Source organism: Saccharospirillum mangrovi, from assembly GCF_003367315.1.
Classification (GTDB): Bacteria; Pseudomonadota; Gammaproteobacteria; order Pseudomonadales; family Natronospirillaceae; genus Saccharospirillum; species Saccharospirillum mangrovi.
The window spans coordinates 747,820-762,605 of the sequence record NZ_CP031415.1; the positions used below are offsets into that span (position 1 = coordinate 747,820).

Sequence of the window (14,786 nt, forward strand, 5' to 3'; positions counted from 1 at the left end):
CGCAAACGGCCGCCGAACAGGCGGCCGTTTTTTTTGGCCCAGCCCACTATGTGCTAACGCCTCAAACGTTCCTGATAACTAAATGCACGTTTTTCAAACGAATGCCTCGAAATAAAACGATCGGTAAAACGATGCCTCAAATGGCCCTCTCGTAGACTCGGCGAACGCGCTGGATAAGCGCGCTATCGCTCATTAATTGGCACCCAATGGCACTTTTAATCCCGGCACTTTTAAAACGCTAAAACGCGCCCGGCTAAAGAAACGCCTTAAAAAAAACGCCCTGAAAAAGTGCCCTACTGAGAGGCTCTCACCATGAACAAATGTTCCCTTTGGCAACGCATCACCTTGCCATGTCTGGCCGTGCTGGCGCTGGCCGGTTGTTCCGGCGCCGGCAATGGCACTGACAATGACGATCCGTTTACCGGCACCGTCCAACTGGAAGCCTGGGTTGGAACCGAATCGTCCCAACTGCGGTTATCGAAACCCCTGGCCGGTGCCGAACTGCACGCCAGCAGCGACCGGGACTGCGAGTTTGATACCGACAACACCATGAGCTGCACCAACCCCAACATCTACACCCTCAATAACACCACCGAAGCCTTCACCGACACAGCCCTCACCCTCAGTCACCCCGGCTACTACCAACTGCGCCAGGGCGGACAACGCCTCAACACCCTGCTCAGCCCCAGCCGGTTTTCGCCGCGAGCGGCGCACCAGGCGGTGTTTTTTAACGGGGAGTTTTGGCTACTTGGGGGTGACATTCCTGGTGGGAACAGCGCTGAAATCTGGTCCTCACCCGATGGGGTGCAGTGGGTGTTGCGCGATGCTGAAGCAGACTTCGGGCCTCTTGCCTATCACCAGGTGGTGATTTACCAGAACAAACTCTGGGTGATCGGCGGTTGGAAGGATGACGGTATTAACGCTGGGCCTCAACAGGCCGTCTGGGCCTCGGCGGACGGGCTGAACTGGGAGTCAAAAACCAGCCTGCCGATAGCCCTTAATAGGCACCAGGTCGTAGTGTTCGAGAACATCGCCGCGACTGAGCCGGGCGACCCCGAGAACACCCTCTGGGTGATTGGTGGGGAAGAAAGCAGTGGCAGTGCCACCAACAATGTCTATCTGCTCCACAATGGCGACTGGATTACCCCGCAAATAGCCCTGGGTGGCGCCGGGGCCTCCGGCGAGCCCTTGCCGAAACTTATTGACCATCAAGTGGTGGCATTCAACGCGGACGATGGCGAACAACTCTGGGTGATCGGCGGTCGGAATGAATCGTTCCAACGCAACAACGACATCTGGCGGTCCAGCGACGGCCTCACCTGGAACCAAGTTGAACTCGACCCCGAAGAGGAACGCTTTTCGGCGCGTTATGCGCACCAAGCTGCGGTGTTCGACGACCAACTCTGGGTGATTGGGGGCGTTGACGGTGACAACAAAAACGATATCTGGTCATCCCCGGACGGCAAAGTCTGGACAGAGCAGGATCCGCCAGCGGATTTTCCGCCTCGTGCGTACCACCAGGTGGTCGTCGCCAACGATGGGGCCGATGAATCGCTTTGGCTGATCGGTGGTGACCTAAGGGGTTATTTTCTAAATGACACCTGGTCGTCCAGCGATGGCGAACACTGGCAGCACCGCAGCGCCCAAGCCGACTTCTTTGCGCGCCGCTACCACCAAGTAGTGAGCTTTGACGACGGCACCGGCGAACAGCTCTGGTTGATTGGTGGCAATGATTCACTAAGAAACCTCAACGACCTCTGGACCTCACCCGACGGCCTGAACTGGACACCGGTGGACGTAAACCAGGAAGCCTTTTTCACACCTCGCTCTTCGCACGGTGCAGTGGTGTTCAACGACCAGCTTTGGGTGATTGGCGGCACGGATGGAAATAATGCCCTAAACGACGTCTGGTCATCACCCAATGGCATCACCTGGACGGAGCACACCCAACCAGCCGGTTCCGAGCGATTCAGCCCTCGCTTATATCCCCAGGTCGTGGTGTTCAACGCAGGCGACGGTGAGGGAGACAAGCTGTGGGTCATCGGGGGTTCCAACAATGCCGATGTCTGGTCCTCGGTCGATGGTGATACCTGGACGAAACACAACAGCAATCTGCCTGCGGGGCAGACTGAGCACCAGGTGGTGGTGTTTGATAACGGCAATGGCAAGGCCCTCTGGCTGCTGGGCCGTGATGGCAATGGCGCCGCTGCTATCTGGACTTCCACCAATGGTGAAACCTGGACCGACGTAACGATTGAATTGCTCGAGGGCACGCCAAACCTGCCAACCAATAGCCACCAAGCCGTGGTCTTCGATCAACATCTCTGGGTGATTGGGGGTCAGGACCCTGTTTCCAACAACGTCTGGGTCTCATCCGATGGCAGCACCTGGAAACTGGCCGCGAGTGGCAACAACCCTTTCGCCGCTCGCCAATACCATCAGGCCGTCGTCTTCAACAACGCGCTTTTTGTGATCGGCGGGGCGGATAAAAATATCACCGCATCCCCCCTCAACGACGTCTGGAAATCCACCGATGGCGAAAACTGGCAGTTGGGCCTGAAAACCAATATTCAGGCGTTGGAACGCTAAGGGTTACACGGCGGTGCCTGGCGCACCGCCATACGCCGGCCGGTTTTGTGCTCGCCGGCGTTGGCATTTAAGCGGTTTTTTGAAGCGGGCTGGGGCCCGCTTTTTTTGTCGCCACCCACGGCCGGTTTGCAACCCAACCCAACGCCATTACCGATGCAACGGCTCCACCGGCTCGCGCTGTGCCACCAACAACGGCCAGTCCGCCTCCGGGTGCACCAGGCAGTGGGTGCGCAGTGCGAACGCTTCGGCAACCCGAGCCGGGGTTAAGCTTTCCTTCACTGGGCCGAGCACCAACGGCCGGCCCGCCTTCATTAGCAATACCCGGTCGGCGTATTGAGCGGCTAAATTGATGTCGTGCACGATGGCGAACACACCGATTTTTTGCGCGGTTAATTGCCGCACCAATTGAAAGACTTGATGTTGGTGCGCCGGGTCTAAACTCGCGGTGCATTCGTCCAAAAATAAGTAGCGATGCTCGGCCGGTGACGACAACAACTGGTGCAGTACACGCGCCAATTGCACGCGCTGCATTTCGCCGCCCGAGAGCGTTGGAAATAAACGCTCTGCTAAGTGTACGGTGCCGGTTAAACGCAGCCGTTCCAGCGCCAGTTTTTTCTCTACCGCTTTGCGTTTGCGGCCGTAAGGCGTGCGGCCAAGCGCGACCACTTCCCACACCCGAAACGGAAAACTCAGCGGGCTCGATTGCGGCATAACCGCTCGTACTTTGGCTAAGTCGGCGCGCGAAAAATCGCTGAGCGGTTGGCCGTCGAATTCCACCGTGCCGCTTTGCAGCGGCCATTGGCCGGACAGGATTTTCAGCAACGATGATTTACCAGCACCGTTGGCACCCAATACCGCGACCAGTTCGCCCGGCTTCAGTTGTAGGTCGATGCCGTTGACCAAGGTGCGCTGTCCGGCGCGCCAAACTAGTTGCTGAGCGTTAATCATGGTTCAGCGCGCTCCCATTGTGACGCAGCAATAAATACAGAAAAAACGGCCCGCCGATCAGCGAGGTGATGATGCCAATGGGCAACTCCGCCGGTGCCACCACAATGCGCGCCAGAATGTCGGCCCAGACCAGCAAGGCTGCGCCGACAATACCGGACAGGGGAATCAACGCCCGGTGGTCGGGCCCGATGGACAGCCGCACCAGATGCGGCACCACCAGGCCGACAAAGCCGATCATGCCGGCAACAGAGACACCCGCGCCCACGGCGAGGGCCGTAAAAATAAACACCCGTCGGCGAATGCGATGCGGGTCGATGCCCAGGTGTTCGCACACCGCTTCGCCCATCAGCAATACATTCAGTGCCGGGGCCAGTAGCGGAAAGGCGATCAGCGACACCAGAATCCAGGGCGCAGCGATAGCCAGATCGCGCCAGGTGACCGACGCCAGCGAGCCCATGCTCCAGAAGGTGAACGAACGCAGCGCGGCGTCGTTCGCTAAAAACGTCAGCACGCCAGACACCGCGCCGGCGAAAGCGGTGATGGCGACACCGGCCAAAATCAGCGTGGTGATTTGCCCGCCGCCGGGCGTGCGTTTGGCGATCCAATAAATGATCCAGGTCACGCCCAGCGCGCCGCCGAAGGCAGCCAGTGGCAACGCCAGAAATCCGAAGGTCGTCATCCAGCCGGCGAGCAACGTATTGCCGAGCACGATCACCGCCAGTGCCGCCAGGGCAGCGCCGCTGGATACACCGATCAAACCCGGATCGGCCAGCGGGTTGCGAAACAAACCCTGAATCGACGCGCCGGCCATTGCCAGCGACGCGCCGATCAACATACCCATCAACAAACGCGGTGCGCGGATGTCGCTGAGCACAATTTCAATGTGGCGCGGCAGTTCAATGGCGTTGCCCGGCCACCAGCGCAGCGTCCATAAACCGAGCTGATCGAGCGACACCGGCACCGCGCCAATGGCGAGCGCCATAACAACAGCGAGCGCCAACAGCGCCACCATTGCCAACGAAAACGGCGTGGTGTTCATGAAGCGTCAGCCATGCGCTCCGCCAGTTGTTGCAGCGACCAGCCCAGGCGCGGGCCGAAAGCCAACAAGTCGATGTCATCGACGCTGTAAATGCGGCCGTTTTCGACGGCTTGGGTTAAACGCAGCGCCGGGTTGGCGGCGAGCGTCGCCAGGTCGTTCTGGCTGTGAAACACCAGAATCGCATCCGGGTTGGCTTCGATGGCCGCTTCCGGGGTCAGCGGTTTGTAGCCCTGGATGCTGGCGAAAACGTTATTGAAACCGGCAACCTGCAAAGCGCCGTTCGCCAGCGTTCCGGTGCCGGCGACCTGGAAGCCACGCGAACCGCCATCCATTACAAACATCACATTCAGGCGACCGACGCTTTGCTGCAACGCCTGCTGGGCGGCGCGCACTTCGCCATCAACATTGGCGGCAAGCTGAGCGCCGGCGTCACTCAAACCCAGCGCATCGGCGGTGGCCTGAATTTTGGTTTTCAGGCCGTCGAGGCTGGGGTCGTTATCGAGAATGTCGATCTGCACGCCAGCGGCGATTAACTGCTCCAGCGTATCGGCCGGGCCGGCGTCTTCGGTGGTGATGATGCGCTCCGGCGCCAGCGACAGAATGCCTTCGGCCGACAGCGTGCGCATGTAGCCGACATCCGGCAATTCGGTGGCGGCTTGCGGGTAAATCGAGGTGGTATCGACACCGACCAGGCGATCGTCAGCCCCAAGGGCGTAGACGATTTCGGTGATTGAGCCGTCAATCGTCACCAGGCGTTCCGCTTGCGCCAGGCCGCAGAACAGCACGGTGACGACCAACACCAAAGCGCATTTCAATTTCATGCGGTCACCTCGGCGGCGCTGAGTTCGTCCATCAATGCGCGCCAGTCGGCACGTTCGGCGTTGCCTTCGCGGCGTTCGCCGAAAAACTGCACGATGGTGCGGCCTTGCGCATCGAAGGCTTCGAGCGAGGTCACTTGTCCGTCGCTGGTCGGGCGACGAATCACCCAGGCGGAATCGATGGCTTCGGTGCTCAGGTGCAGGTTGAAACCGGGGTCGAGAATGTTGAACCAGGGGCCGGTGCGCAGCAGTTTTTGCGGCACGGCGGTGTGAATTTGCACCGCGCCTTTGTTGTTCACAAACGTCATCAACGGAATGGCGCGGTCGCGGCAGGCGGTGATGACGGTTTCGCAGGCGTCCACGTCAACGCGTTCGGCCAAATCCGCACCGGCGGCTTCGAGCGCGCTTAAACGATCAACCTCGTATTTCTTCAGCAAACCGTGGAATTGGTGCACGTCGGTTATTGCTTGCCAGTCGGCGCGGAACTGTTCGGTGTCGGCCGACAGCGGTTGGCGGACGTGCGCTTCTACCGCCGCCAAAGCCGGAGCGGCATCGAGCGTGCCGGCGAATTCAGCGACCAGGCTGTTCCAGGCGTCCACGTTGCTGTCGTCTTTGCGATAAATCTTGATCACCGCCGTGCCGCTGGCATCGAACACTTGCAGGCTGTGGCGTTCGTCTTCTTCCACCGCCAGGAAAAATGCCCACTGGGAAAAGAACAGGCGTTGGTCCTGCTCGCCCAAAAACAGCCCGACCTGTTCGCCGCCTTTGAGGTCGGCAAACACACCGCTGGTTTCGTGCACGGCGTGGTCGTTACGCACCAGCGCCATTACCCGGCCGAGTGTGGGCAGGCGACTTGCCAGTTGCTGGGCGCTGAGCGTCAGCCAGGTAACGCCTTCGTTCAGGCGGGTTAACAGCAAATCCAATTCGCTCACGCCCAGATGTTCGGCAGCGTTGCGAATGCGCAGTTTGGGGTTGTCAGCCTTGAGCGTCGCCCAGGCGCGAGCCAGTTCAGCGTGAATCATGGGGTGCCTCTGAATGTCCGTTATCCAATTTATATGAGAACCAATCTCATTTGTTGTTGACGCAAGATCGGCGTTCTCTCTATAGTAATTGATAAGTATTTGCATTTACAAATGGTTATCAGAAGAGATGAAGAGAATTCGCCAACCCCTGCCGCAGCGTTTGCTGTGGTGCGCCGCCGCAACCGGGATGCTGGTTTTCGTCAGCGCTGTTCAGGCTGAAGAAGCCACTTCGACGGAAGAAGCCCTGCCGCTGGGAACCGTCGTTATCACCGGCACACTCAGCGAAACCCTGATCGAAGAAAGCCCCGTTCCGGTGCAAGTAATCACCCGGGAAGCCATCGAAAGCTCGCAAGCGGCCACGCTGGAAGACTTGCTGGCTGATGTACCGGGCATTCAGTTGATACAGACGCATGGGCAGACGGGGTCGTCGATTCAACTGAACGGCATGAGCGAAAAACACGTTCTGGTGTTGGTCGATGGCGTGCCGCTGAACCAGGCCAATAAATCCAACATCGATACCCGCAAAGTGCGATTGGCGAATGTCGAGCGCATTGAAATTGTGTCCGCCAATGCGTCGTCGCTGTATGGCAGCTCAGCCATGGGCGGAGTGGTGCATTTAATCACTCGGCAGGCGGAAGAACCGGGGTATGAAATTGGCGTCCGGGCGCGTCAGGCAGAAGCCAGTACGGATCGTGGCCCAACCCGAACCGATGTGGATGGCCGCGTGGTAACGCCTTTGTTGGGTGGGCAACTGGCATCCACGTTTTCCGTCAGTCAGGACAACGGTTTTGATCGCACGCCTGAGACATGGGAAGACCAGACCGACCAAGGTTTGTCCTGGTCATTGGATGAGCGCTGGGACATTCGTGGCGACATCAATCACAGCCTGGGTGTGAGTTGGAGTGGCTGGGATTTGAGTCGTCCGTCCGGCACAGAGCCACAGGAAAGCACCGAAGAATATTGGAACCTTGGCGGCCAATACCACGGCCAGAGTGAGTCGGCCGAATTGATTCTGGTGGGCTCGTACGAAGAGGCCGAAACCCATAAAACCAGTTTACGCACCAGTGAGTTGTGGAATGCCTCTGCCGATGGTCGATTGTTTTTCGATTTTTTGGGTCACGAACAGGTGGTGGGTACTCGGGTAACCACGGCATTTCTTGGTCAAACCAATGAAGATTCCGGCGAAGCAGAAATAGAACCGTCCGATCAGCAAAGCGTCGAAGCCTACGCACAGGACGATTGGTTTCTTGGCGACCGTTGGGAAGTGGTCAGTGGTATTCGGGGCCATTGGAACGAGGCTTACGGTGTGTTCTGGGCGCCGAATGTTGCCACCCGTTTTGATTTAACCGAGCAACAATTTTTACGCGCCAGTGTGGGTTTGGGTTACCGCGTTCCAGACATTAAAGAGCGCTTTTATGTATTCGACCACAGCACCGTCACGCCTACCTACGGTTACAAGGTTTACGGCAACCCAGATTTGCTGCCCGAAAGTTCACTGGGTTTTCAGGTTGAATGGGTGGCCGGTCCGTTCTCAGTCGAGTACTTCCAGCGCTCGGTAAAAGACCTGATTGCCACACGTCGCACCGGCGGCTATGTCGACCCAACAGATGCTGGTCGTTGGATTGATGAAAACGAATACACCAACATCGATCGCGCCAATATTTCAGGCATTAATTTAGCCGTCGATGGCGAACTGGGCGCTCATAAGCTCGCTGCAGAATTACAATTTTTGCGTGCGGAAAATGTTCAAACGGGCGAGACACTGGCGCGCCGTCCTGAGTACAACTTAGGGCTGAATCATCAGTGGCGTTTCAGCACCATCCGGCCGCATCGACTGAACACTCGAATCACGCACACCGGCCCACAATTTTTCGCCATTAATGATGACGAAGAACCCATTCAACCGGTCGATCCCTACACCTTAATCGATGTCTCTCTGGCAACCGATTTAACCGATTCACTGACGCTGACAGTGGGCGTCGACAACCTGACTGACGTCTGGTCGAAGACCAATGGCGGTGAAGATCCTTTGCCCATTTTGGGCCGCGAATATCTGGTTGGTCTGCGCTACGCACCCTGACCGATTTACAACGGGCGATGTGAGCCTGCTACACATAAACGGAGGCAATATGAACACCTTGAAATGGGCCGCACCGGCGGCGTTTGCACTGATGGTTCTGGCGGGTTGTAACCCGTCCAGCAGTAACAATGACGACAACGATGATGCCTGTTCTGGAACCATCACCGATGGAACCTGCATCAGCGGTTTTGAATTCAGCACCGACCGGATGACCAACGTGTTGGTCGAGTCACCCTGGTATGCGTATAACTTCAATGGCGCGCATAAAATCTTCCCCAACTACCGGGTTTATGCGGTGGATAACACCACAGACGACATCGTCACAATTTTCCAGATAGTGGATTATTACAACGATGCCGGAACCAGTGGGCACATCACCCTCAGGCATCGCGATATTACCGGCGATGCCAACACGATTTTTGAAAACGAACTGGATGCCTCATCGAGTACTGTTTATGTCTCATTCACAGCCAGTGGTGGCTTGACTGTTGTTTCTGAATCGGATGATTTCGATCTGTCGTTCAATCGCACAACAGTCAGTGTTGGCGAAAATCGTGAAACAGCTCTAGTGGCCGCCCAATCCAATTATTACGACAGCGAAGGCAACCCAATTAAGTCCGTATTTATCGATGAAGATTCGGCAGATAAACCGGACAATGCATCCGACGTCATGAAGGAAACGTATTTGGTCGGCGACCTGACCTTTGCAGCTGACGAACTGGACCCGGCGATTAATCGCGACGGCACCGATAAAGTAACTGGCACGTTGATTCCCGATACCAATGTGGCGAACCCAGAAAACGTTTTAATTATGCGTTCCGCCGAAGGCGACAGTTTTGCAAAAGTCAGCTTTACCAATTTGACCTATAACAGCACGTCACATGTTGTAACGGTTGCTGCAAAATTCTTTGTCCAGAAGTCAGGCGAATCCAATTTTAATAACAGCGCGATTACCTGGAATCGAGACGACAGCAGCGAAAATTGCTTCGACTTTGACGGCGGTACGACTGTTGATTGTGGAACCTCTGTTTGGGACATCAAATATTCGTCAGGTGGGGCATCCGTTGACTTCCTACTCAACGGCGGTGTCAGTGGCGATGGTTCCGCGGCGGTATACTACGGCGACGAATAAAACCACCACACTCTTTCGCTGATCCAAAGCCGGGCCCAGCCCGGCTTTTTCACGCCCGCTTCCCCGCCAACCAATTTGAAAATGCAATCGATTCGCAATACCATGCGCCTTTGCACATTCCCCCAGCTCTGACCGTTACGAGAGCCTCATGACAGCGAACACGCCTCCCGATTCTTCCTCCAACTTGGGCCAAAAGACGGCCAGTCGCCTTGCCGGCCAAGCGCTGACCGTTGGTTACGACGACGTTAACATTCTCGACGGTGTCGATTTTGAAGTGCCCGATGGCGAAGTGACCATTCTGGTTGGGCCGAACGGCAGTGGTAAATCGACCTTACTGAAAACACTGGCGCGGATTCTGTCGCCGCGTGCCGGGCAGGTGATTCTGGACGGGCAAGACATTCACCGCAGCAAGACGCGCGAAGTCGCCAAGAAACTCGGCCTGTTGCCGCAAGGGCCGATTGCGCCGGAAGGTTTGACGGTGCGCGAACTGGTCGGGCAGGGGCGGTTTCCGCATCAAAGTTTGTTGCGGCAGTGGTCGAGCGAAGACGAGCGTGCGGTGACGGCGGCCATGGAAACAGCGCGGGTGTCGGAATTTGCCGACCGGCCGGTCGATGGTTTGTCGGGCGGCCAGCGTCAGCGCTGCTGGATTGCCATGGTGCTGGCGCAACAAACCGATCTGATTTTGCTCGACGAGCCGACCACCTTTCTCGATCTGAAAGTGCAGGTCGATCTGATGGACATGCTGGTGCGCTTGGCGCACGAAACCGGCCGAACGTTGGTCGTCGTGTTGCACGAACTCAACTTGGCCGCCGCCTATGCGGATCGATTGGTGATGCTGCGCGATGGTCGCATTGAACAATCGGGCACGCCGGAAGACATTTTCACCAGCGCCAATCTGAAAGCCGTGTTCGATCTCGATGCCCACGTCATTCGCGATCCGCATTCGCAGCGGCTGCTGTGTGTGCCGTCGTCGTTGGGCGAACTTTCCTCCCGGGTGGACGTTGGAGCCCGCATCGCATGACGGCCGTTGCCGTCGCCCCCACTGCGTCACGTCAGCATTTATGGCTGGGCCTGTCGGCGTTGCCGTTGTGCGTGTTGGCGGTGGTCGTGCTGTTTGGCTGGCATCTGGCGGTCGGTGCGCGGTCGGTGCCGCTCGGCACGGTGTTTGAAGCTTTTATTCATTACGACCCGAGTCAGTTTGATCATTTAATCGTTCGCCAGTTGCGCTTGCCGCGCGCCATTATGGCGGCCTTGGTTGGTGCAAGTCTGGCGGTGTCCGGCGCGCTGTTGCAGGGCGTGACGCGCAACCCGCTGGCCGAACCGCACATTCTCGGTTTAATGGCCGGCGCGTCTTTCGCTGTGGTTATGGTGGTCGGGGTGTTCAGTTGGGTGGGTGGCTTTTGGCTGCCCTGGGTGGCGGCCGGCGGTGCCTTGGTGGCCGCGCTTATTGTCTGGTTGATTGCGCAGTGGGCGCCGGGCGGTGCCACGCCGCTGACGTTGACGCTCGCCGGTGCCGCCGTCACGGTTTTTCTGACGGCGCTGATTTCGGTCGCGCATTTATTGAATCAACAATCGTTCGAACAACTGCGCGTCTGGCTCACCGGTTCGCTGTCGGGCCAGGGCAAAGAATTGCTCTGGGTGGCGGCGCCCTGGTTATTGGTTGCGTTGGCATTGGCGATGGCGCTGGCGTCCAAAGTGACCATTCTGGCGATGGGCGATGAAGTGGCGCTCGGGCTGGGCGTGCGCACCGGCTGGCTGAAAGTGCAGGTGTTGTTGTGCGTGGTGGCGCTAACGGCAGGCTCCGTTGCGTTGGTCGGGCCACTCGGTTTTGTCGGCCTGGTGATTCCGCACGCAGTGCGACTGTTTTTTGGTTCCGATTACCGCTGGATCGTGCCGTATTCCGCGTTGGTCGGCGCGGGCTATTTGCTCGGTGTCGATACCATTGCGCGCTTAATTGTGCGCCCGCAGGAAATCGCCACCGGCATCGTTACCGCTTTGGTGGGCGCGCCGCTGTTTATTCACTTGGTTCGGCAACGGGCGCGCTGATGCCTTCGTCTTCTTTGCATTCACATTGGATTGTCCGGCTGACCAACGAGCGCTTGTCATTGCGCGTGCCGCGTCGCGCCGTCTGGGTGTTGCTGGGTTTGTTGGTGGCGGTTGCCGGTTTGATCGCGCTCAGTTTGATGCTGGGCAGTTATTCGATGTCGCCGGCCGAGGTGTGGTCGGTGTTGCTCGGGCACGACGCCGAATCCGACCGCGCCACGGTGGTCTGGGAATTCCGTTTTCCGCGCACCTTGGTGGCGGCCATGGTCGGCGCCATGTTGGCGATGTCCGGCGCGGCGCTGCAAAGCGTAACGCGCAACGCCCTGGCCGATCCGTCACTGGTCGGTATTTCCCAGGGCGCCGGTTTGGCCGTGGTGGCACTCACCATTGTCTGGCCCGAATTGCCCGCGGCCTGGCGGCCCTGGGCGGCGTTTTTTGGCTCGCTGACCGTGGCGGCGTTAATTCAGGCGTTGAGCTGGAACCGCAACGGGGGCAGTTCGATCCGCTTTATTTTGATGGGCATTGGCATGGCGGCGTTTATTACCGCCATCACCAGCGCCTTGCTGACCTACGGCCAGGTGGAGCGCGCGCTGTCGGCGCTGGCCTGGTTGAGTGGCAGCCTGCACGCGGCCAGTTGGTCGGAAGTGAAACTGCTGGTTGTCTGGCTGTTGGTGTTGTTGCCGTTGGCGCTGGCGTTGAGTCGGTCGATGGCGGCGCTGCAAATGGGCGAAGCGACGGCTGTGGGTTTGGGCGTCTCGGCGCGCTGGGTGCGTTACGCGCTGATCAGCGTGGCCGTGGCGCTGGCGGCCATTGCCACGGCGGCGGTCGGACCGTTGGGTTTTGTCGGGTTGATTGCGCCGCACGCAGCGCGGCGTTTAGCGCGCGCGGGCGTTGGTTTGCATTTGCTGTTGAGTGCGGCGCTCGGCGCCACCATTGTCACCCTGGCGGATTTGGCCGGGCGCACTTTGTTTGCGCCGGTCCAGATTCCCGCTGGCCTGGTGACGGCTATTATTGGCGTGCCGGTCTTTGTCGTTTTGTTGCATCGGGCTCATGCCAAAAACACGCTTTAAGCGGAGTGTGAAATGACGGAATTTTGCGCGCAGTACAGTCGTGACGTCGAAGAACCGCTGGCGGGTACGGCCGAACACGCGAACCAGAATTTGCTGCTGAGCTGGCCGATCGGCCAGTGGACACGCACCTATCATCAAGCCAAAACGATGACGCCCGAGGTATCCGATGCCGTGCGGCAACTGGTCGAATCCGGCCGTCGCGTCAACCTGATGCACCGGGCCGATCAACCGGACGGCGTGCACCGCGCTTATTTAATGCCCGAACAACAGGCGTTCGATATTCCCGCCGAACAACTGGCCGATTTCCTGGCGGCCGTGCAGCAAAACCAATCGTTGGAACCTTGGTCAGTCGGCCCGGTAAAACACCGCGTGATGCTGTGTTGCACCCACGGCGTGAAAGACAAATGCTGCGCCAAATTCGGCAACGCCGGCTTCAAAGCGCTGGATTTGGCGAGCCATGCGTTTCCCGGTGAATTCGAAATCTGGCAGAGCACGCACTTGGGCGGCTGCCGGTTGGCGTCGTCGGCATTGGTGTTTCCGGCGTTGCGCAAGTACGGCCGCATCGAACCGGAACAGGCGTTGGCGTTGCTCGAATCCGAACGCCGCGACCAGCCGTTTTTGCCGAGTTATCGCGGCGACGGCACGCTTGGTTCGGTCGCCCAGATTGTCGATATCGCCGCGCGCAACCAATTGCAGACCGACGGCATTGAACCGAACCAAATCGAAATTCTGACCGAAACGCCACTGGCAAACGGCCAGGTTCGCTATCAGGTACGCTGGCAAACCGAAGCGGCTGCGGGCGAACTGCGCATCGAATTGGAACCTATCACCTCCCACCGTTACGGCACCTGTGCCGACATCGACGACGCCATTGCGCCCATTGCCCACGCCACCTGGCAGCCGGTGGTGGTGCAAGCGCTGAGCGTCGAACCCCGCTGAGACAGTCCGTCCACATTCAACCGAACGCTGGTTGCCCGGGTGAAATCGCGCTAAAGTAAATAAGATTTAATCTCATTACTGTTTGAGACTTTAACGCATTCACAAGGATTACAAGATGAGCATTCGGTTCTCCCGGCTGGCGCCTCTGGCCGCCATTCTGTCGTTTGGTCTGGCGGCGTTCAGCGCCCAGGCCGACACCCAATACCCCTTAAGTTTGGACACCAAATTCGGCACCACCGTGATTCCCGCCCAGCCGCAACGCGTCGCCTCGGTCGATTACGCCGGCGGCGACAACCTGCTGGCATTGGGCTTTCAGCCGCTGACCGTCCGGGCCTGGTTTGGCGAGTACGACAACACTTACTGGCCTTGGGCACAGCCGCTGGTCACGGCCGAGCCGCAAGTGCTGAGCGGTGAACTGAATTTCGAGCAAATTGCCGCGACCGAGCCGGACGTCATCATCGCCATTCGCTCTGGCATTACCGATCAGGAATACGACCAGTTGAGCAAGATCGCGCCGGTCGTTGCCGTACCGCCGGGTGAGGGCGATTACTCGCTCACCTGGGACGAGCGCGCTCGACTGGTCGGCCGGGTACTGAACAAGTCGGACGAAGTGGAAACCCGCATCGCACAGGTGCGCGCCAAGCTCGACGCCGCCGCCAGCGAACACCCGGAATGGCAAGGCCAAACCTTCGCCATGGGCACTTACTGGAACAACAGCGTCGGCATTTATTCGGCCGACGACACCAGCGTCGCGCTGATTTCTGCCATGGGGTTGACGGTATCGCCGGAAGTCGAGGCCATGACCGAGCCGGGCCAGTTCTACATCACGCTGTCGGAAGAAGAATTGCCGCGCATCGATGCCGATTTGCTGTTCTGGTACACCTCACCCGAATCGCGCGCGCAGATCGAAAAATTGCCGCTGCGCCCACAACTGCGCGCCCATCAGGAAGGCCGGGAAATCTTCTTGCCGGATACTTCCGAGCGCAACGGCGCGTTGTCCTACGGCACACTGTTGAGCCTATCGCGCGCGGTCGATTTGCTGGTGCCGCTAATCGAAGTGGCGATTGACGGCGACCCGAACACCCTCGTCCCGGAAGCGGAGTAAC

The 14,786-nt window shown here is 58.6% G+C and carries 12 protein-coding genes; 8 read left to right on the forward strand and 4 right to left on the reverse strand.

The genetic code is table 11. The annotated features are described in order from the left end of the window. Nucleotides 1-312: 312 nt before the first annotated feature. Complete coding sequence (locus DW349_RS03580) at nucleotides 313-2,589, forward strand: Kelch repeat-containing protein (RefSeq protein ID WP_108126171.1); 2,277 nt, start codon at nucleotides 313-315, stop codon at nucleotides 2,587-2,589. Nucleotides 2,590-2,736: 147 nt separating this feature from the next. On the opposite strand, the gene DW349_RS03585 is transcribed toward DW349_RS03580, so the two are convergent. From DW349_RS03585 to DW349_RS03600, 4 genes are read right to left on the reverse strand one after another with little or no spacing between them, the layout of a single operon-like run. Beyond that, nucleotides 2,737-3,537 carry a heme ABC transporter ATP-binding protein gene (locus DW349_RS03585; protein WP_108126172.1) on the reverse strand — a complete coding sequence of 267 codons (801 nt, stop codon included), beginning with the start codon at nucleotides 3,535-3,537 and terminating at the stop codon, nucleotides 2,737-2,739. Next, nucleotides 3,530-4,576, reverse strand: a complete 1,047-nt coding sequence (locus tag DW349_RS03590) for a FecCD family ABC transporter permease (RefSeq protein WP_108126173.1) — start codon at nucleotides 4,574-4,576, stop codon at nucleotides 3,530-3,532. The genes DW349_RS03585 and DW349_RS03590 overlap by 8 nt, the downstream gene beginning before the upstream one ends. Further along, on the reverse strand, nucleotides 4,573-5,397 hold the full coding sequence (locus DW349_RS03595) for a heme/hemin ABC transporter substrate-binding protein (RefSeq protein ID WP_108126174.1): 825 nt from the start codon (nucleotides 5,395-5,397) through the stop codon (nucleotides 4,573-4,575). The genes DW349_RS03590 and DW349_RS03595 overlap by 4 nt, the downstream gene beginning before the upstream one ends. Then, the gene (locus DW349_RS03600; protein ID WP_162824608.1) at nucleotides 5,394-6,416 is read right to left on the reverse strand and encodes a hemin-degrading factor; all 1,023 of its coding nucleotides are present in this window, start codon (nucleotides 6,414-6,416) and stop codon (nucleotides 5,394-5,396) included. The genes DW349_RS03595 and DW349_RS03600 overlap by 4 nt, the downstream gene beginning before the upstream one ends. Nucleotides 6,417-6,543: 127 nt before the next feature. Between DW349_RS03600 and DW349_RS03605 the strand changes: the two genes are divergently transcribed. The 7 genes from DW349_RS03605 (at nucleotide 6,544) to DW349_RS03635 (ending at nucleotide 14,785) form a co-directional block, all read left to right on the forward strand. Then, nucleotides 6,544-8,496 carry a TonB-dependent receptor plug domain-containing protein gene (locus tag DW349_RS03605; protein ID WP_108126176.1) on the forward strand — a complete coding sequence of 651 codons (1,953 nt, stop codon included), beginning with the start codon at nucleotides 6,544-6,546 and terminating at the stop codon, nucleotides 8,494-8,496. 49 nt (nucleotides 8,497-8,545) lie between these two features. Beyond that, on the forward strand, nucleotides 8,546-9,628 hold the full coding sequence (locus tag DW349_RS03610) for a hypothetical protein (protein ID WP_108126177.1): 1,083 nt from the start codon (nucleotides 8,546-8,548) through the stop codon (nucleotides 9,626-9,628). 148 nt (nucleotides 9,629-9,776) lie between these two features. After that, nucleotides 9,777-10,649 (forward strand): ABC transporter ATP-binding protein, encoded by an 873-nt coding sequence (locus DW349_RS03615; protein ID WP_108126178.1) that lies wholly within the window; start codon nucleotides 9,777-9,779, stop codon nucleotides 10,647-10,649. After that, complete coding sequence (locus DW349_RS03620) at nucleotides 10,646-11,674, forward strand: FecCD family ABC transporter permease (RefSeq protein ID WP_108126179.1); 1,029 nt, start codon at nucleotides 10,646-10,648, stop codon at nucleotides 11,672-11,674. The genes DW349_RS03615 and DW349_RS03620 overlap by 4 nt, the downstream gene beginning before the upstream one ends. After that, a complete protein-coding gene (locus DW349_RS03625; protein ID WP_108126180.1) occupies nucleotides 11,674-12,741 on the forward strand; it encodes a FecCD family ABC transporter permease in 1,068 nt (355 codons plus the stop codon). Before DW349_RS03620 ends, DW349_RS03625 begins: the two co-directional genes overlap by 1 nt. A 12-nt stretch (nucleotides 12,742-12,753) precedes the next feature. Continuing rightward, nucleotides 12,754-13,680, forward strand: coding sequence for a sucrase ferredoxin (locus DW349_RS03630; RefSeq protein ID WP_108126181.1), 927 nt, complete (start codon nucleotides 12,754-12,756; stop codon nucleotides 13,678-13,680). Nucleotides 13,681-13,795: 115 nt separating this feature from the next. Further along, the gene (locus DW349_RS03635; protein WP_108126182.1) at nucleotides 13,796-14,785 is read left to right on the forward strand and encodes an iron-siderophore ABC transporter substrate-binding protein; all 990 of its coding nucleotides are present in this window, start codon (nucleotides 13,796-13,798) and stop codon (nucleotides 14,783-14,785) included. Nucleotide 14,786: the final 1 nt, after the last annotated feature.